The sequence below is a fragment of the Eikenella sp. NML120348 genome, assembly GCF_001648435.1.
GTDB lineage: Bacteria > Pseudomonadota > Gammaproteobacteria > Burkholderiales > Neisseriaceae > Eikenella > Eikenella exigua.
Map to the genome: position 1 here is coordinate 182,123 of NZ_LXSP01000001.1, position 17,136 is coordinate 199,258.

Genomic DNA, 17,136 nt, shown 5'->3' on the forward strand with positions numbered 1-17,136 from the left:
GCTACCTGAAACTCAACGCACACCAACCACCATGCCAGAATCCATCCCCATCAGTCCCGGTGCCCCACCGAAAAAACAGCCCGACACTCGCAGCCGCTCCTACAAAGGTATCGGCTACATCCACTCTATAGAAACCGGTGGTGCCGTAGACGGCCCCGGCCTGCGCTTCGTCCTCTTCATGCAGGGCTGCCTTATGCGCTGTCTCTACTGTCACAACCGCGACACTTGGGACAGGCACAGTGAAAAAGAGCTGCACTTCACTGTGCCCCAGCTCATGCAGCAAGTGCTCTCCTACAAACACTACTTTCGCGCCACCGGTGGCGGCGTAACTGCCACCGGTGGCGAACCCCTGCTGCAATACCAATTCATCCGCGACTGGTTTGTAGCCTGCCGCGAGCACGACATCCACACCTGCCTCGACACCAATGGCTACGCCCTGCACTACGACAGTGCCCTGGAAGAGCTGTTGGACAATACCAACCTCGTCATGCTAGATTTAAAGCAAATCGATCCCGAAATCCACAAAGTGTTGGTTGGCATCCCCAACACCAAAGTTTTGCGGTTTGCCCGCCATCTTGCCAAACGAAATCAGCCCACCCGCATCCGCTACGTCGTCGTACCCGGCTACACCGACGACGACCGTTCCGCCCACTTGCTCGGCGAATTTATTGCCGATATGCCCAACGCCGACACCGTGGAAATCCTTCCCTACCACGAACTAGGCGCCCACAAATGGGAGCTGTGCGGCGACGAATACAAGCTCAAAGGCGTGCATCCCCCGCCCAAAGAAACCGTCCTGCGGATAAAGGAAATCATCGAAAGCTATGGTAAACAAACCATCATATAAGCCCGCCCGAATAGGCTGCCTGAAAAGAGGCTAACATATTTCAGGTAGCTTTCTACCATATGGCAGAAAGCTAGGGCAGAGTTGCCATGCCTACTATATAGGCTGGAGGCGGTGAGCATTCGTGAAAAGGCTACCTGAAAAGCTGTTTTCGATTTTTCCGGCAGCCTGCCGCAAGCATCAGCTTCCAATAATTCAAGAATTTCAGGTAGCCCCACCGACACATCCCTTATACTGTTCATTTCACCCCCCCCTTTTTTTTACTCCAGAAAGGCTCACCATGAGCCACGCTCAAGGCTTCGTCCTCCTAAAAGAAAAACGCTTCGACTCTGCCTGCCTCCTGCACACCCTGTAACACGAATGGGGCATCAGCCTAGACGAAGGCGAAGACATCACCAACGAAGACGGTAACCTCACTTCAATATAAACAGCCTCCTCTGCGCCCTCTTACTCATGCCCGTCTTGCTGGCCGATGGTGAAGCCGAGCAAAACGCCGTCTTCAACTACTACTGGCCAGAAGCCGTGGAAGAAGACGCACATCCTGCTTGTCGTGATGCCCATTAGCGACGCCGCCCCAATTGACGTGATGAGCCTCTATAGCAAACTTGCCAGTGTTGCCCTTGCCGACGAAAACAGCATCGGCATCTATACCTCAGGCACCGCCGTCTTCGCCCCGATTTCTACCGTGACGTATGCAGCATTCTGCACGAAGGCGGACTGCCCATTCTCGCCTGGATATTTATCGGCCTCTCTGGCAGCGAAGAAGGCAGCAATGCCTACATCATCGGTCTGGAGCAATTCAATAAAATGGGGCTCGAAATTCTCAACAACACGCACGAGCCCACTGACCTACATACCTTTCTGTGCAATATAAGCGACTACCTCATCTCGCAAAACATCACCCTGCAAGACGGCGAAACCATCGGCTTCAGTGCCGAAGAAAAACTCGCCATCACCCGCTCCCCAGCCGTAGCCGGCGTGGCTGAAGAAACCCTGAAAATCGACTACTAAACAGTGTTGTTTCAGACGATCTTAACGGCGTAATTGTGGAAGAACGGCTGTAATAACAACTTTTTGATAAGGAGGAAAATAATGAAGTATGATAATTTTTTCCTGTAAGTGATCTTGCTACGAGCTGCCGCTTTTACCAAGATGTGTTGGATTTGCCCGTTAAATTCGATTTTTTCTAAAAACAGCATGGTTGCTTTTCGGGTAGGCGATGAAGAAGCTGCCATTATTCTCAAAGAACGGAAAAAGTTTCCCGGTATGACTCCTACTGTGTGGATTGAAGTGGAAGATGTGCAGGCAAGATATGCCGCATTATAGGGTAGAAATATCCGTTTCCTAAGCGAGCCATTCCGCATCCGTACCAGATGGATGGTGAAAATTGTCGATCTGTCGGGCAATCGGTTAGGATTTATTGATTATCAGGAATAAACGCAGATTAAAGTGCTCATGTAATAAAAAGAAATATGGGCATCTAGCGATATAGATAAAGGCTATCTGAAAGTGCCGGAAAGCATTTTCAGGTAGCCTTTCCTCCTATAAAAAACTGCCTGCAAACAATTGCAGGCAGTTTTGGTGCAAGATTGGCAGAACCGGCTATTTGGCAGCGGCGGTACCGAAGTATTGCTGGTGGATGCGGTCGTATTCACCGCTGGCTTTGATGGCGGCCAGGGCTTTATTGAGGGTGTCTCGCAGCTCGGTGTCGTCTTGGCGCAGGGCGATACCGTAGTGTTCGGCTTCGAAATCGGGCACTTTAATCATGGTGAAGCCTTTGTCGCCGTTGTGTTTGATGAATTCCATCACCACGGAGCTGTCGCTCACGGCTGCGTCCACGCCGCCGTTTTGCAATTCTTTCAGCAAGAGTGGCAGGCTTTCGAAGCGGGTTACTTTGGGATTGGTGGCACCCAAGAGTTTGGAGGCAGCCAAATCTCCGGTGTTGCCTGTTACCACGCCCACGCGGTTGAGGTTTTTCAAATCTTCTACGGAGGCTACCTGTTTGCCTTCGGGCGCGGCCACTACTTGGGTGATTTCAAAGTAGGGATTGGTGAAGAGCATGCTCTGTTGGCGTTCGGGGGTGATGGTTACGGCAGCCACTACTACGTCGGCATCACCGTTGCGCAGGCTGTTGAAGAGGCTGTCCCAAGATTGGTCTTTAAATTCCACGCGGTAGCCGGCTTCTTTGGCTAAGGCGTTGATGAGGTCGATATCGAAACCGCTGAGGCTGCCGTCAGGGTTTTTAGATTCGAAGGGGGCGAATTCGGCATTGGTGGCCACGCGCAATACTTTTTCGCTGCCGGGAGCGGAAGCGCCGGAGGCATTGGCATCGACAGGTTGCGAGGCTTGCTGGGTGCCGCCGGAATTGCCGCAGCCGCTGAGGGCGATGGCGGAGCAGGCCAGGGCGGTGGCCAGCCATTTTTTCATGTTCATTGTCGGTTCTCCTGGATTGGTTTGGATGTTAATTAATGATTGCGCCCCGTGCGCATCATTCGGGAAACACATCATACAACCATATGCGGAAATTCTAAAGGTTTATTGCAGAATATAGCCAAAGCACGTCATTTCTTCTGAGCGCATGGGCGTGCTGTGCCGACTTATTCATGCTGTCTACGTACCGCATTGGGGAAGAAGTAATAACTTCAGCTATATTGGGTAAGGCTACTTGAAAGCGTCAGCTTCTGCGAAGCTGAAATGTAGTTTCGTTTTTCGAACTGTAGATAGCCTGCTTTGGCACCCCAGGCAGGCTCAATCTGCGCCGTGTGGTGAAACTCCACTATAATAGGGGCCATTATCATCTTAATTGGTGCACTTTAGTCATGCCGTATCCGTTTGCCCCCGAACAGCCCGAGCGCCGCCGCCTGCTCGCTTCGCTGGCTGCCGTTTCTACCGTTGCCTGCCTGCCTCAAGCCGCCCGTGCCGGGGCGCAGCGCGAGGAGACGCTGTCGGACGATGTTACTTCGGTGATGCGCCATTCGGTGAATAATGTGAATCCGCCGCGCCTGGTGTTTGAAAACCCGTATAACGCGCCGCGCTGGCTCAATGATATGTCGCTGCGGCTGGCGCGTTTTGTGCCCGACCCGCTGGAACGCCGCCGCCTGCTCATCAACATCCAATACGAAACCACCCGTGCCGGGCTGGATACGCAGTTGATTCTGGGACTGATTACGGTGGAAAGCGCGTTTCGGCAGTATGCCATCAGCAGCGTGGGCGCACGCGGGCTGATGCAGGTGATGCCGTTTTGGCAGCGCTACATCGGCAAGCCGGAACACAACTTATTCGATATCCGCACCAACCTGCGCTACGGCTGCACCATCCTGCGCCACTACAGCAATCTAGAAAACGGCAATATGGAGCGGGCATTGGCGCGCTACAACGGCAGCCTAGGTAGCCGGCGTTATCCCGACGCAGTGATCGGCGCGTGGCAGAACCGCTGGCAATGGTCTTAGTGGAACAGGCTACCTGAAAGTCTAATCAAACATCTACCCTTGCCGAAAAGCTCCCGATGGCGCAAGGCTTCGGGTATAATTACTAGAATTTTTCCCTAACTACTTCCATTTGAACACCATGCCCTGAATCTCCTGCACCACCTTATTGTCCAAAGAATGGGGTGCGCCAGCACATAGCTTTCTGGCGTATATGTGCTGCGTATGCTGAGTATGTTTTTGGTGTTGCCTGCCAAGGAGCTGCCTAGTAGTACGCCTGCGTACAGCGTTTAGTGATTGTGGCGGTTGCCGGGCTTTTGGCGGATTTAACGTGCGAAGAAGTGCGTACCCGTGCCATGGCTCCAATGGGGTTCATTTATCGATTTCACTTTTGCTGCTAGCATAATGGTTTTGCCGTTGTTTACCCGCTACGTCAACATTTTCGGCTTGTTTGCATTCACCGGTGCATTGTGTGTGTTGGCTGTAGTGTGGTGTGTGGATTATGTCCAATCTGTAGCAGGGTCGTTTTCATGAAGATATGGGAATGAAGACTTCCGCATCAGCGAGGTGTTACGCAACAAACGTCTGATGCAGCTCAATTTCGGTATTTTCGTTCTGCAGGCGGTGATAATGGAAATTTTTGCCAATCTGTCGATTGTGGTGGGCGAAACGTGCAACAGGCTCAAGCAGGTGTTTGTAGCCAGTATCATGCTGATTGCAGCGGTTTTGTGCGGAATTTATGCCGACCAGGCTTTGCTCTTGGCCATTGGCGTATCGCTGGTGGTGTATTTTGTCGGCTTCAATATTTTGGAAGTCAGCCTGCTGTCTATCGTATCAAGAGTGGCGCCGATGGATTTGAGAGACATAGCCACATGTACAACATGGCGCAATCCATCGGCGTGCGCAATCTGGCGCCCCGGGTATGGCAGGGTTGCGAAGAGCGGCTCTTGGCTGTGTTGCAGCAGTTTGAAGGAGTGGAGGCGGCCAGCCTCAGCGCCGACCGTTCAACCGTTTACATCAAGGCGCGGCAGCAGGGTTTTGATGAAGCCGCCGCCAAACAGATTATTTTAGGAGGAAATCATGTTGAATAAAGTGATACTTATCGGCAACTTGGGGCGCGATCCCGAAGTGCGCTACCTGCCCAGCGGCGATGCCGTGGCCAATTTTTCTATCGCTACCAGCGAAAACTGGAAAGACCGCAACGGTCAACGCCAGGAGCGCACCGAATGGCACAATATCAGTATGTTTGGCCGCTTGGCAGAAATTGCCGGCCAATATCTGAAAAAAGGCAGCAAAGTGTATATCGAAGGCCGTATCCAAAGCCGCAAATACACCGGTAAAGACGGTATCGAGCGCACCGCCTACGACATTGTGGCCAACGAAATGAAAATGCTCGACGGCCGCAACAGCGGCAGCAGCCCCTACGAAGGCGGCGACCAATACGCAGCCGCCCCCGGCAGCCCGCGCCAGCAACCCGCCCAAAGCTATAATGAACCGGCCTACGCTGCCGAGCCGCCTGCTCCGCCCCGCCGCCAAGCCGCAGCACCTGCTCCGGCACCGATTGACGATATCGATGACGATATTCCATTTTAAACGGCAAGCTCGATACCACAACCCGCGCCGCCTGTTTCCGAGTGGACAGGCGGCGGGTTTGGTTTGGGTTTTTCAGGTAGCCTATGGTTAGGGCTGTGCGAAGTGATTGGGCTGCATTGCAGATCAACTTAACTTTCGCTGCAATGTTGGCCTGCTACCGTACTTCACTGCGGCTTGCCGCCTTGTATTGCAAGCCAATTTGGCTTGCTATCGTTGAACATTTGCGCCTCAAGTATTTCTGTGTTTATTTGCAGCAAAAGGCTACCTGAAAAACTTTCAGGTAGCCTTTGCCGTAGAGGAATTGCCGGTTAGTTGCTGTTTTCGGCAAACAGATCGCGGTCGAATAAATCCGGTTCGCTTTGCTGTTGTCGGCAGTCGATGCGGATGTCTTCTTTCACCGTGCAGCAGCAGGTGAGAATTTCGTTGGGCAGAAGCATGGCCAGCGGGCTTTCTTGGTATTCGACACTGCCAGATAGGAGTTTGACGCGGCAGGAGCCGCAATAGCCGCTGCGGCATTGGTATTCGATTTCGTGTCCGGTGCGCTCCAAGGCTTCGAGTAGGGTTTCGCCTTCCTGCAGGGTGAAGCGGGTGCTATGGGTGGTGATTTGGGGCATGGCGTGTGGTGTTTGGTTTGGTGTAGTGAAAATTTCAGGTAGCCTTTATTATGCGCGGGCAGGCATAAAGGCTACCTGAAATTGTTTGGCCTGGCCAAGGCCGGGTTTCTTTTCGGGTTAAGGCTGACTTGCGGTCTGCTTCAGGATGTAGAGGTTGGCCAGTTCGCCTTCCACTTGTTTGCCGTCTGCATCCAGCGCCCAAATCTGGCCGTGGCCGATTTGGTAGAGCCGCTCGCCGCCGGCTTTGTCGAGTTGGAGTACTTCTTGCGGCTTGCGCCAAGTGAAGCGGCCGGCAGTTTCTTCGGTAAACGGCTGGCGCTGCTTATAGGTTTCGGTGAGTTGGTAGCTGCCGTCTTCTTTTAATACCAAGGTGGTTTCGATACCTTCGCAAGAGGCACATGGCAGTACGCCGTAGTAGCGGCCACTCCATTGGGCGGCGGGTCGTGCGGAGGTGGAAGCTGCTGATGCGGCAGGCGCGGCAGGAGGCTGGGAGGCAGCAGTTGAGGAAGCAGCAGCCGGGACAGAGGCCGGCGCGGTATTGTCTTGCGGGGTACAGGCAGCCAGCAGGAGGATAAGGGGGAGGGCGGATCTTGTTTGCATCTTAAATCCTTTCTCGATGGTTTGGCATTGTGACGAACTAACGGGTAAGCTGCCAACGACCGTCGCGTTTGGTAATGAGAATGTTGTAACTGTTTTTGGCGTCTTCGTAGGAAGAGAGGCCGGTGAATACTTTGATTTCACATGTATAAATTCCACGTTTAACTTTACCGCCACCGGTACGGATGCAGGATTTGCCCGTGGCTAAATGGCTGCCTTTAGGCAGGTTGCGGTTGGCCTCATTAGCCAGTTTTAGGACAGTTTGCTGCGGTGGGGGCGTGATAGTTATATCGCCGGTGCTTAGGTAATTGTAGCCGCCGTAGGCGATAGCCCCGACGATGAGCCAGCTAACGAGTTTTCCAATGTCCATAGAAATATCTCCTTAAATGAGTTGATTTTATTAACTTAATTCTGCTTTAAAAATCGACATATCAGTAGTAATAGGTGTTTCCAGAGGAGTATCAGTTTCAGCCTCTGCTGCGGCCAGTTGTTTCTTCTCGGCCAAATACTGCCCGATTTGCCGAACCAATTCCTGCGTGCCCTGATGGGCGAGTGCGCTGATTTCAAACAGGCGCGGGGTTTGCCAATTGAAGCCAGGCTCGTCGGGGGCAGGATAGTCCCAGCCGACGGCTTCGAGGAATTCGGCTTTGCGTTCGGCAGCCTCTTCCGGCGTGAGCATGTCCAGTTTGTTCAGTACTAACCAGCGAGGTTTGTCGAACAGTTCGTCATCGTATTTTTTCAGCTCGTTGATGATGGCCAGCGCTTCGGCGGCGGGGCTGACGGCTTCGTCGAACGGGGCTAAGTCTACCACGTGCAGAAGGAGGCCGGTACGCGAAAGGTGTTTCAAAAAGCGGTGTCCCAGCCCGGCGCCTTCGGCTGCACCTTCAATCAGGCCGGGGATGTCGGCCATCACAAAGCTTTGGCCTTCGTCCACGCGCACCACGCCCAGGTTGGGGTGCAGCGTGGTGAAGGGGTAGTCGGCCACTTTGGGGCGGGCGGCAGACACGGCGCGGATAAGGGTGGATTTGCCGGCATTGGGTATACCTAACAGGCCGACGTCGGCCAATACTTTCAATTCCAACAGCAGGCGGCGCGCTTCGCCGGGTTCGCCGGGCGTGGCCTGTTTGGGCGCACGGTTTACCGAAGATTTGAAATGGATATTACCCAAGCCACCTTTGCCGCCACGCGCCAAGCAAACGCGCTGGCCGTGCCGCGTGAGGTCGGCCACGATTTCGCCGGTGTCGGCATCTCGGATGAGCGTGCCTACCGGCATTTGCAGCTCGATATCGTCGGCGCCGGCACCGTAGCGGTCGGAGCCGTGGCCTTTTTCGCCGTTTTGCGCTTGATAGCGTTTCACAAAACGGTATTCCACCAAGGTATTTACGTTTTCGCTGGCCAGGGCAAACACGCTGCCGCCGCGCCCGCCGTCGCCGCCGTCTGGGCCGCCGCGCGGAACGTATTTTTCGCGGCGGAAGCTGACAGCGCCGTTGCCGCCGCGCCCGGCAGCAACTTCGATTTTGGCTTCGTCGATAAATTTCATTTATGTGCTTTCCGTTTTCAGGTAGCCTCTTTGGGGCTACCTGAAAATCTTAATTCGTTATCGGGATGCTGCTTGCGGCAGGGGGTTGGTGTGGCTGTACGCCGAATTTTAGTTTAACCCGCCGAGCAAATGCGAACATTATAAAGGACTGGCGCAAAGGCTACCTGAAAATTTGTAAGCTGCTTTCAGGTAACCTTGCCTGTCTTACACGGCCAGCATCACATATTTGGTTGCCAAATATTCTTCCAGCCCGTATTTGCCGCCTTCGCGACCGATGCCCGACTGCTTTACGCCGCCGAATGGGGCGGCTTCGTTGGAAATCATGCCGGTGTTGATGCCGACCATGCCGTATTCCAAGCCTTCCATCATGCGCGTGGCCGTGCCGAGGCTGCGGGTGTAGCAATAGGCGGCTAAGCCGTATTCGGTGGCGTTGGCCTGTTGCAACACGTCTGCTTCGCTCTCGAAACGGAACACGGGGGCGAGCGGGCCGAAGGTTTCTTCGCGTGCCACTTTCATGCCGGCATGGGCGTGGCGGATGACGGTGGGCTGGAAGAAGAGTCTGCCTGCCGGGTGGCGCGCACCGCCGGTAACTACTTCGCCGCCGTGAGCGAGCGCGTCGGCCAGGTGTTCTTCCACTTTGGCCAGTGCGGCCTCATCAATCAGCGGGCCGCATTCCGTGCCGCTTTCTAAGCCGTTGCCCACTTTCAGGTAGCCTGCCGCTTGGGCAAATTTGCGCACAAACTCATCATACACGCCGCTTTGCACATAGATACGGTTGGCGCACACGCAGGTTTGGCCGGCGTTGCGGAATTTGCAGGCAATCGCGCCGGAGACGGCAGCATCGATGTCGGCATCGTCGAACACGATAAACGGCGCGTTGCCGCCCAGCTCCATCGAGGTTTTTTTGATGGTGGAGGCGCATTGCGCCTGCAGCTGGCGGCCGACGGCGGTGGAGCCGGTGAAGCTGAATTTTTTCACCATATCGCTTTCGGTGAACACGCGGCCGATTTCGCGCGACGAGCCGGTAATCACATTGAACACGCCCGCCGGGATGCCGGCGCGTTCAGCCAAAGCGGCAATGGCCAGCGCGGAAAACGGCGTTTGCGAGGCAGGACGGATGACGAAGGTGCAGCCGGCAGCCAGCGCGGGCGCGGCTTTGCGCGTAATCATGGCGTTGGGGAAGTTCCACGGCGTAATCGCGGCGCACACGCCGACGGGCTGCTTGAGCACCAAAATACGCTTGTCGGGCGCGGGGCCGGGGATGGTGTCGCCATACACGCGTTTGGCCTCTTCGGCATACCATTCGATGTAGGACGCGCCGTAGGCAATTTCGCCGCGCGCCTCGGCCAGCGGCTTGCCTTGCTCCAGCGTGAGCAGGGTGGCGAGTTCTTCTTGCGCTTCCATCATCAGCTCAAACCAGCGGCGCAGGATTTGGCTGCGCTGTTTGGCCGTGAGCGCACGCCAGGCGGGCAGGGCGGCCTGGGCAGCGGCCACCGCGCGTTCGGCTTCCGCCGCGCCCATATCCGGCACGCTGCCGACGATTTCGCCGGTGGCGGGGTTGGAGACGGCGATGGTGCGGCCGCTGTCGGCATCGAGCCATTGGCCGTTGACGTAGCATTGGGTGCGCAGGAGGGTGGGGAGATTGGGCTGGGTCATGGGAGGCTACCTGAAAAAGATTGGAAGTAATAGGAAAGTTACCCTGAAAAATGGTTTGATGCAGCATCCGGCAAGCTGGGAGCTGACCTGGCTGAGTAGGCCGGATCGGATAGCATTAGCTTGGTAAATCGAGTCGTCAACGGAAACGTGTCTTTGGAAAAATTTACTGTTTCTCAGGGAATACCGCTCGATAATATTCAGCTACAGGTGCATTCTCATCAATATTGATGCCTAATTCTTTCAGATATTGCTGCGCTGCGTGGCGGCTTTTTCTACCAAATTTGCTATCTGCCTTTATTGCATAACCATGTGTGGCAAGGAACTGCTGGATTTGCCGTGCCTGTTCGGCTTCCGATAAGGCGGTGTCTGCCTCGGTCGGTACGGGCTGTCGACAGAAGGGAGCATACGTTTGTGCGGTTTCGCTTTGGCATATCTGTTCTACCGCACTACCAAAAGAGATGTTGATTTTCGGCACATAATCTGCTGACGCGGCCCAGCCGTAGGCGCAGGCTGCCAGCCACAGGCCACCTGCCCAACGGGACATCAGCCTGAAGGCTTCGCGATTGCGTATCTGCTGATGGTAGGCAGCGGGAACTTTACGCCGCTGCCACCACACTGCCAACCTGCTGGGTAAGCTAATTAGTATGCCTGCAACGGCAGTATATATGGCAACGTTCAACGCGCTGAAAATTATTGTGCCTATTGGGTGCTGAGCCATGTTATCTTGCATATAAGCAATCATGGACAGTGTTTGCAGTGTCAGGAAGGGTACCCCAAAGAGCAGCCAAACACCTGCCGAATAAGCGGGCGAGACTTTGTCCATAATGCGGTTGAGCGCGACAGCCAGTGCATCCGACATTTCGCGGCTGATAAAGAATTGGCAGGCTTCCTGTACCATACGTCCGGTGTTTTGTACGGTGTCGGTACGATGGGCAGCAATGCGGCGCATGGCTTCGTCCAGCACGGGCTGCCCGGCATAGCGGTTGAAAAACAAAATGGCGCGTCTTTTATTCAAAAGGCCTTTTGTAGGGATTTTTTGGTTTAAGTATGCCAGCTCGTCTGCGAATAAATCATCAAAAATATGCGGCCGTAAGTAGGGATAGGGCGGGTTGGAAAAGGCATAGCAGGCGTATTGCCGCTGGTGTAGGGAGAAATCCAAACAGATAGCGGGGCTTTCACCGCGATAGGCTACCTGAAAGGCATTGGCACCTGTTTCGGCAGCAGATATGGTTTCAAAGGGGATTTTGGCGGTCAGAAATTTGGCGGTGGAGTGGCTCAAAAGGTCAGACAACACATTATAGGCAGGAATGGAGTCTGCATTTTCAAATTTGAACGTCAGTTTGGCGGCTGCTTCAGCATAAGTGTGGCGAATGCGGGTGAAAAAACCGTGTCCGTTGCATTCGCGGCAGCGCACCTTGCCGCGGCCCGAGCAGGTGCTGCAGGTGGTATGCCCGCTGCCGTGGCAGCCATAGCAGCTTTTGTACACTGTTTTGTTGCCGCGATAATTGCCTTTGTAGTCATATTCCGGCACCTGTTCGCTGCGTCGGCCCGACCCTCCGCACGAAGAACAGCTGTTATGCCCTCTGCCGCCGCACGATTTGCAGCGTACTTTGCCGCTGCCGCGGCAGGTGGTGCAGTATTCGCGCACGGAATAGCTTGGAAAACGGTGAAAAGAGTGTTTGTTGTCTGTCCAAGCCAGACCCTGCCCGTTTGCTTTGTGCAATTTGTTGGTAAAGCCAGCACGCAAATTGCGGTTGTTTGCCACTTCGTGCGCCAGCTGTGTGGTGTGGGCTTCGAAGGCAGCGGTATCCGAACCAAAATGTATTTCTGCTGCAGCATTACCCGCCGATTTTTGATCGTCTGAGTCGGCATAAAACCGCCAATCGGCCAGGGCATGGATAATAAAATCCGTGCCGCTATGATTTTGCGGTACAACGTCTTCGGCGGTTGCCTGGTTTCCGTTTACCAGACTGCGGATTTGCAAAAGCAGGTTGCCGGCCAAATCCTGATAACGTTCTTGGGCCATGGCAAAATTTTCCAAATAATTCGGTTATGTGGATTTCTGCACGATAGAGTAGGGTAGGCCTAGTTGTTTTAAAGGCTACCAGAAAGCAATGATTGTCAGCTTTCAGGTAGCCTTTGCCTATTTACTCCAGCTCCAGCACGGCGGAGGTGTACACGTCTTGTACGTCGTCCAGTGCTTCCAGGGCGTCGATCAGGCGCTGCATTTTGGTGGCATCTTCGCCGGTGAGCACGGTTTCGTTTTGGGCGCGCATGGTTACGTCGCCGTCTTCGGCTTTGAAGCCGGCGGTTTCGAGCGCGGCTTTGATGCCGGCCCAGTCGTTGGGGGCGGTGATCACTTCAAACGAGCCGTCGTCGTGGGCAACGACGTCTTCGGCACCGGCTTCGAGGGCGGCTTCCATCAGGGCGTCTTCTTCGGTGTCGGGGCCGAACAGGAGGTAGCCTTGGTGTTTGAAGTTGAAGGCGACGCAGCCGTCGGTGCCGAGGTTACCTCCGTGTTTGCTGAAGGCGTGGCGCACGTCGGCCACGGTGCGGGTTTTGTTGTCGGTGAGGCAGTCCACCATCAGGGCGGCGCCGCCGATGCCGTAGCCTTCGTAGCGCAGTTCGATGTATTCCACGCCTTCGAGGTTGCCGGTGCCTTTGTCGATGGCGCGTTGGACGTTGTCTTTGGACATGTTGGCGTCCCAGGCTTTGTCCATGGCCAGGCGCAGGCGGGGGTTGGAGGCGGGGTCGCCGCCGCCGAGGCGGGCGGCTACGGTGATTTCTTTGATCAGTTTGGTGAAGATTTTGCCGCGTTGGGCATCAACGCGGGCTTTTTTGTGTTGGATATTCGCCCATTTGCTATGGCCGGCCATATTGCTTTCCTTGTTTATCTGGTGGGATGACAAAGCGTGATTTTAGCATTTTCAGGTAGCGTGTTGAACAGCGGGGCGCGGGAGGAGGGGGCGGATGATTTTCAGGTAGCTTTTGTTGGGAATGGAGGCTACCTGAAAAACCAAACCGGCCATATAGACCGGTTTTGTATGATGGAAGCGGTATCACAGGCTCCACACATAATTGAGCCATTCGTTATCTTGCTTGGCGCCAAGGCGGGCATAGAAGCGCAGGCCGCCTTCGTTCCACGGGGCAACCGTCCATTTGATTTGCACGCAGTTGTGCTTTTGGGCTTCCTCTTTTAGCACAAGCATCAATTTTTCACCGATGTTCTGCCCGCGATAGGCTTCGTCTACATACAGTTCTTTGATATATACAGCAGGGCGGTTATGCAGGGTGTAGGGTAGGAAGTAGTACACAATCATGCCGACCAGCTTGTCGCCGTCGGTGGCCACAAAGCTGTAGAAATCGGGCGGATTTTTGCGGAAGCCGCTGTTCACCACCACTTCCGGGGTAATAGCGAAGTCGTTGATATATTTTTCGAATACGGCCAAGCCTTTCATCAGCTCCCACAGCTGCGGGGCATCGCTTTCTACGGCTTTACGGATGACGATACTCATGTTTTGCTCCTAGTTACAGTTAAAGGAAATCTCGTGTGTGAATATACGCCTATACAGAGGTAGGAGGCTACCTGAAAAATGGCATAGCGGTTTCAGGTAGTCTTTCGCCTAATCGGCCAGCTGGGCGAGCATTTGGGAAAAGGCCTGCTCAAACTGGGCTAGGCCGTCTTGCTGGAGCTTGGCGGCCAAGGCTTCGAGGTCAATGCCGAGGGCGGCGATTTCGTCCAGAATCGGCTGCGCGGGCGCAGCGGGGCGGGAAAGGGCATCGGCAGCGCGGCCGTGGTCGGTAAAGGCGTGCAGCACGGCATCGGGCAGGGTGTTGACGGTGTGCGGGGCAATCAGGTTGTCCACATACAGGGTGTCGGAGTAGGCGGGGTTTTTCACGCCGGTGCTGGCCCAGAGCAGGCGGGCGGTGGGTACGGTGCTGCTTGGTTGGCCGAAGAATTGCTGCCAGTCCCGATAGGCGGCCTGCGCCAGAGCCAGCGCGGTTTTGCCTTGCAGGTGCGGCGGCAGCTGCGGGTCGAGCGCGGTATCGATGCGGGAGATGAAAAAGCTGGCCACCAGTTGCGGCGCGGCCTGGCCTGTGCGTTGCGCCAAGCCTTGCTGATAGGCTTGGTAGGCGCGTACGGTTTGGGCGCGGGAGAACAGCAGGGTGAGGTTGATGTTGATGCCGTCGGCTACTAAGTCGGGCAGGGCGGCGAGGCCGGCATCGGTGGCGGGGATTTTAATCATGGCATTGGGGCGGCCGATCAGATTCCACAGGCGGCGCGCTTCGGCAATGGTGCCTTCGGTGTCGTGCGAGAGCGCTGGATCGCATTCGATGCTCACTAGCCCGCTGTTGCCTTCGGCGGCAAACTGTGCGGCAAACACATCGCAGGCGGCCTGTACGTCGGCCACAGCCAGGGTTTCGTAGCGCGCCTTGGCAGAAAGCGGCTGCTGCTTTAATTGAGCGATTTCGGCTGTGTATAATGCATCGCCGGCCAGCGCTTGGCGGAAGATGGCCGGATTGGAGGTAACCCCGCTCACGCCGCTTTGCTGCAACTTAGCCAGCGTGCCGGAGTGCACGAGCGAACGGGAAAGGTTGTCGAGCCAAATTTGCTGGCCGAGCTGTTTGACTTCCTGCAAAATAGCCATATTTTGAGCCTCTGCTGAATGTGTAAATTTTGGAAACTACCTGATTCCGGCGGCCGCCGCAAGCCGGAATGAAGAAAGAAGAATGATGAGTGAACAACAATATCTCGCCCACGCCAGCGAAGTGCTGGCGATAGAAGCCGATGCGCTGCGCGCCCTGTCCGACTCGTTGGACGGCAGTTTTTCCCGCGCCTGCGAAGCCGTGCTGGCCTGCGAAGGCCGTGTGGTGGTGAGCGGCATCGGCAAGAGCGGACATATCGGGCGCAAAATCGCCGCCACACTGGCCTCTACCGGTACGCCTGCCTTTTTTGTGCATCCGGCCGAAGCCGCGCACGGTGATTTGGGCATGATTGTGGACGGCGACGTGGTGCTGGCCATTTCCAACTCTGGTGAGAGCGACGAAATCGCCGTGATCCTGCCCGCGCTCAAGCGTAAAAACATCACGCTGATCGGTATGACTGGTCGCCCCGAATCCACGTTGGCGCGGCATGCCGACATCCACCTCCCCGTGGCCGTGCCGCAGGAAGCCTGCCCGCTCGGCCTCGCGCCCACTAGCAGCACCACCGCTGCATTGGCTTTGGGCGACGCATTGGCCGTGGCGCTGTTGCGTGCCCGCTCTTTCACGCCCGATGATTTCGCCCTCAGCCATCCTGCTGGCAGCCTGGGCAAACGCCTGCTGCTGCAAGTGGCCGACGTGATGCACACGGGCGACGAACTGCCTGTGGTGCGCCCGGATACGCCTTTTGCCGACCTGATTGTGTGCATGAGTGAAAAAGGCTTGGGCATGGTGGCCGTGGCCGACGAGGCAGGCTACCTGAAAGGCATTTTTACCGACGGCGATTTGCGCCGCCTGTTCCAGCAGCAGCGCGACCTCTCCGGCCTCACCGCCCAAGCTGTGATGGGTGAGCATCCGAAAACCATCACGCCGAATCGGCTGGCCACCGAGGCGCTGAAAACCATGCAGCAAAACCGCGTGAACGGCTTGCCGGTATGCGATGAGGCGGGCAGGCTGTTGGGCGCGCTGAATATGCACGATTTGCTCAAAGCGCGGATTGTGTAGGCGCGCCGGGTGGTTGCCATAAAGGCTACCTGAAAACCGAAGCTAAGTTTTCAGGTAGCCTTTATCTTTGGAAAAATTCGATGAAACAACAAACTATTTCTTATGCCGCGCCGCTGTTGGTGTTGGGCTGCGTGGTGTTCGGGCTGGGCAGCCTGATTGTGAAATTTGTGCAGGTGGGCTCGTATGCGGTGGCATTTTGGCGGCTAGCAGTGGCGGCAGTGGTGTTTTGGCTGCTGATGCGCCATTTCGGGCAGAAGCCGCCGCAGAGCCGTCGGGCGTTGCGCTTTGCTGCATTGGCGGGGGTGTTTCTGGCTATCGATTTGGCGTTGTGGCACGAGAGCATCCATGCGGTGGGGCCGGGCATTTCTACGCTGCTCAACAGTTTGCAGATTTTTTTCTTGTCGGCCATCGGCGTGATTTTTTACGGCGAACGCTTGGGCAAGTTGCAGCTGGCGAGCCTGCTGTTGGCGGTGGCCGGGGTGGCGCTTATCGGCAGCCCGGAGTTCGGGCACAACGGCAAGGCAGTGTGGGGGTTTGTGAGCGGTACGGCTTCGGGGGCGATGCTGGCGCTGTCGATGGTGTTTGTGCGCAAAACGCATGAGGCGGAGCGGGTGGCGCTGTTTCCGATGATGATGGTGCTCAGCGCGGGCGGGGCGTTGGCATTGGTGGTGCCGGTGCTATTGCTCGACAGCGGGGCGCTGTATCCGGCCGGCTGGCGCGATGTGGGGCTGGTGCTGGTGTATGGCGTGGTGATGCAGTGTTTTGCTTGGGGTTTGATTGCTTATGCGATTCCGCTGCTGTCGCTCTCGCTTACCGGGCTGCTGTTGCTTTCCGAGCCGGTGGCGGCGCTGCTGATTGATTATTTTCTGCTGAGCAAGCCGATTAACGGCTGGCAGTGGGTTGGCGCGGCACTGACTTTGGCGGCGATTTATTTGGGTTCGCTGAAGAAAAACACGGCTTGAGGCTACCTGAAAATGAATGTGGCGTGTTTCTGCGAAGTAAAACCCGCTTGACCAATTAAAGCTATATTCCTGCCGATGCGTGGCATTTGGTTTTCAGATAGCCTTGTTTTATAGCGTATGTGTAGTGTTTTATTGCTTTAAATTTTGGTTTGAATAAATAAAATTGCCAATATTTGGCGATGCGGTGCTTGACCGAACG

At 55.6% G+C, this 17,136-nt stretch carries 18 protein-coding genes; 7 read left to right on the plus strand and 11 right to left on the minus strand.

Annotated features, from left to right (window positions below; all coding sequences use genetic code 11):
- Positions 1 to 31: 31 nt before the first annotated feature.
- Entirely contained in the window at positions 32 to 847 is an 816-nt protein-coding gene (gene pflA, locus A7P99_RS00860) for a pyruvate formate-lyase-activating protein (RefSeq protein ID WP_067446502.1), read from the plus strand.
- A gap of 804 nt (positions 848 to 1,651) precedes the next feature.
- On the plus strand, positions 1,652 to 1,855 hold the full coding sequence (locus A7P99_RS10185) for a DUF4261 domain-containing protein (protein WP_067446505.1): 204 nt from the start codon (positions 1,652 to 1,654) through the stop codon (positions 1,853 to 1,855).
- 591 nt (positions 1,856 to 2,446) lie between these two features.
- On the opposite strand, the gene A7P99_RS00875 is transcribed toward A7P99_RS10185, so the two are convergent.
- Positions 2,447 to 3,277, minus strand: a complete 831-nt coding sequence (locus tag A7P99_RS00875; RefSeq protein WP_067686219.1) for a basic amino acid ABC transporter substrate-binding protein — start codon at positions 3,275 to 3,277, stop codon at positions 2,447 to 2,449.
- Between the two features lie 386 nt (positions 3,278 to 3,663).
- On the opposite strand from A7P99_RS00875, the gene A7P99_RS00880 reads away from it, so the two are divergent.
- Complete coding sequence (locus tag A7P99_RS00880) at positions 3,664 to 4,293, plus strand: lytic transglycosylase domain-containing protein (protein ID WP_067446511.1); 630 nt, start codon at positions 3,664 to 3,666, stop codon at positions 4,291 to 4,293.
- Between the two features lie 713 nt (positions 4,294 to 5,006).
- On the opposite strand, the gene A7P99_RS10525 is transcribed toward A7P99_RS00880, so the two are convergent.
- Positions 5,007 to 5,135: a hypothetical protein gene (locus tag A7P99_RS10525; RefSeq protein WP_255361279.1), complete on the minus strand. Its 129-nt coding sequence runs from the start codon at positions 5,133 to 5,135 to the stop codon at positions 5,007 to 5,009.
- Positions 5,136 to 5,150: 15 nt separating this feature from the next.
- Here A7P99_RS10525 and A7P99_RS00885 point away from each other — a divergent pair, with 15 nt between their 5' ends.
- Together A7P99_RS00885 and A7P99_RS00890 are read left to right on the plus strand one after the other, a co-directional pair.
- Complete coding sequence (locus tag A7P99_RS00885; protein WP_153705463.1) at positions 5,151 to 5,360, plus strand: hypothetical protein; 210 nt, start codon at positions 5,151 to 5,153, stop codon at positions 5,358 to 5,360.
- Positions 5,347 to 5,862, plus strand: coding sequence for a single-stranded DNA-binding protein (locus tag A7P99_RS00890; protein WP_067446518.1), 516 nt, complete (start codon positions 5,347 to 5,349; stop codon positions 5,860 to 5,862). The genes A7P99_RS00885 and A7P99_RS00890 overlap by 14 nt, the downstream gene beginning before the upstream one ends.
- A gap of 308 nt (positions 5,863 to 6,170) precedes the next feature.
- Here the strand turns inward: A7P99_RS00890 and yfaE are convergent, their stop codons facing one another.
- From yfaE to tal, 9 genes are all read right to left on the minus strand, one after another.
- Complete coding sequence (yfaE, locus tag A7P99_RS00895) at positions 6,171 to 6,476, minus strand: class I ribonucleotide reductase maintenance protein YfaE (RefSeq protein WP_067446521.1); 306 nt, start codon at positions 6,474 to 6,476, stop codon at positions 6,171 to 6,173.
- A gap of 117 nt (positions 6,477 to 6,593) precedes the next feature.
- Positions 6,594 to 7,076, minus strand: coding sequence for a copper resistance protein NlpE (locus A7P99_RS00900; RefSeq protein ID WP_067446524.1), 483 nt, complete (start codon positions 7,074 to 7,076; stop codon positions 6,594 to 6,596).
- Between the two features lie 37 nt (positions 7,077 to 7,113).
- Positions 7,114 to 7,443: a hypothetical protein gene (locus A7P99_RS00905; protein ID WP_067446527.1), complete on the minus strand. Its 330-nt coding sequence runs from the start codon at positions 7,441 to 7,443 to the stop codon at positions 7,114 to 7,116.
- A gap of 30 nt (positions 7,444 to 7,473) precedes the next feature.
- Positions 7,474 to 8,613, minus strand: coding sequence for a GTPase ObgE (obgE, locus tag A7P99_RS00910; protein ID WP_067686222.1), 1,140 nt, complete (start codon positions 8,611 to 8,613; stop codon positions 7,474 to 7,476).
- Positions 8,614 to 8,817: 204 nt separating this feature from the next.
- Entirely contained in the window at positions 8,818 to 10,269 is a 1,452-nt protein-coding gene (locus A7P99_RS00915; protein WP_067686225.1) for an NAD-dependent succinate-semialdehyde dehydrogenase, read from the minus strand.
- 163 nt (positions 10,270 to 10,432) lie between these two features.
- The gene (locus A7P99_RS00920; RefSeq protein WP_067686228.1) at positions 10,433 to 12,295 is read right to left on the minus strand and encodes a hypothetical protein; all 1,863 of its coding nucleotides are present in this window, start codon (positions 12,293 to 12,295) and stop codon (positions 10,433 to 10,435) included.
- Between the two features lie 121 nt (positions 12,296 to 12,416).
- The gene (locus tag A7P99_RS00925; protein WP_067527587.1) at positions 12,417 to 13,145 is read right to left on the minus strand and encodes a YebC/PmpR family DNA-binding transcriptional regulator; all 729 of its coding nucleotides are present in this window, start codon (positions 13,143 to 13,145) and stop codon (positions 12,417 to 12,419) included.
- A gap of 183 nt (positions 13,146 to 13,328) precedes the next feature.
- Complete coding sequence (locus tag A7P99_RS00930) at positions 13,329 to 13,784, minus strand: GNAT family N-acetyltransferase (RefSeq protein ID WP_067527589.1); 456 nt, start codon at positions 13,782 to 13,784, stop codon at positions 13,329 to 13,331.
- Between the two features lie 108 nt (positions 13,785 to 13,892).
- Positions 13,893 to 14,918: a transaldolase gene (tal, locus tag A7P99_RS00935; RefSeq protein WP_067686231.1), complete on the minus strand. Its 1,026-nt coding sequence runs from the start codon at positions 14,916 to 14,918 to the stop codon at positions 13,893 to 13,895.
- A gap of 82 nt (positions 14,919 to 15,000) precedes the next feature.
- On the opposite strand from tal, the gene A7P99_RS00940 reads away from it, so the two are divergent.
- Positions 15,001 to 15,975, plus strand: coding sequence for an SIS domain-containing protein (locus tag A7P99_RS00940; protein ID WP_067446547.1), 975 nt, complete (start codon positions 15,001 to 15,003; stop codon positions 15,973 to 15,975).
- Positions 15,976 to 16,055: 80 nt separating this feature from the next.
- Positions 16,056 to 16,937, plus strand: a complete 882-nt coding sequence (locus A7P99_RS00945; protein WP_067446550.1) for a DMT family transporter — start codon at positions 16,056 to 16,058, stop codon at positions 16,935 to 16,937.
- Positions 16,938 to 17,136: the final 199 nt, after the last annotated feature.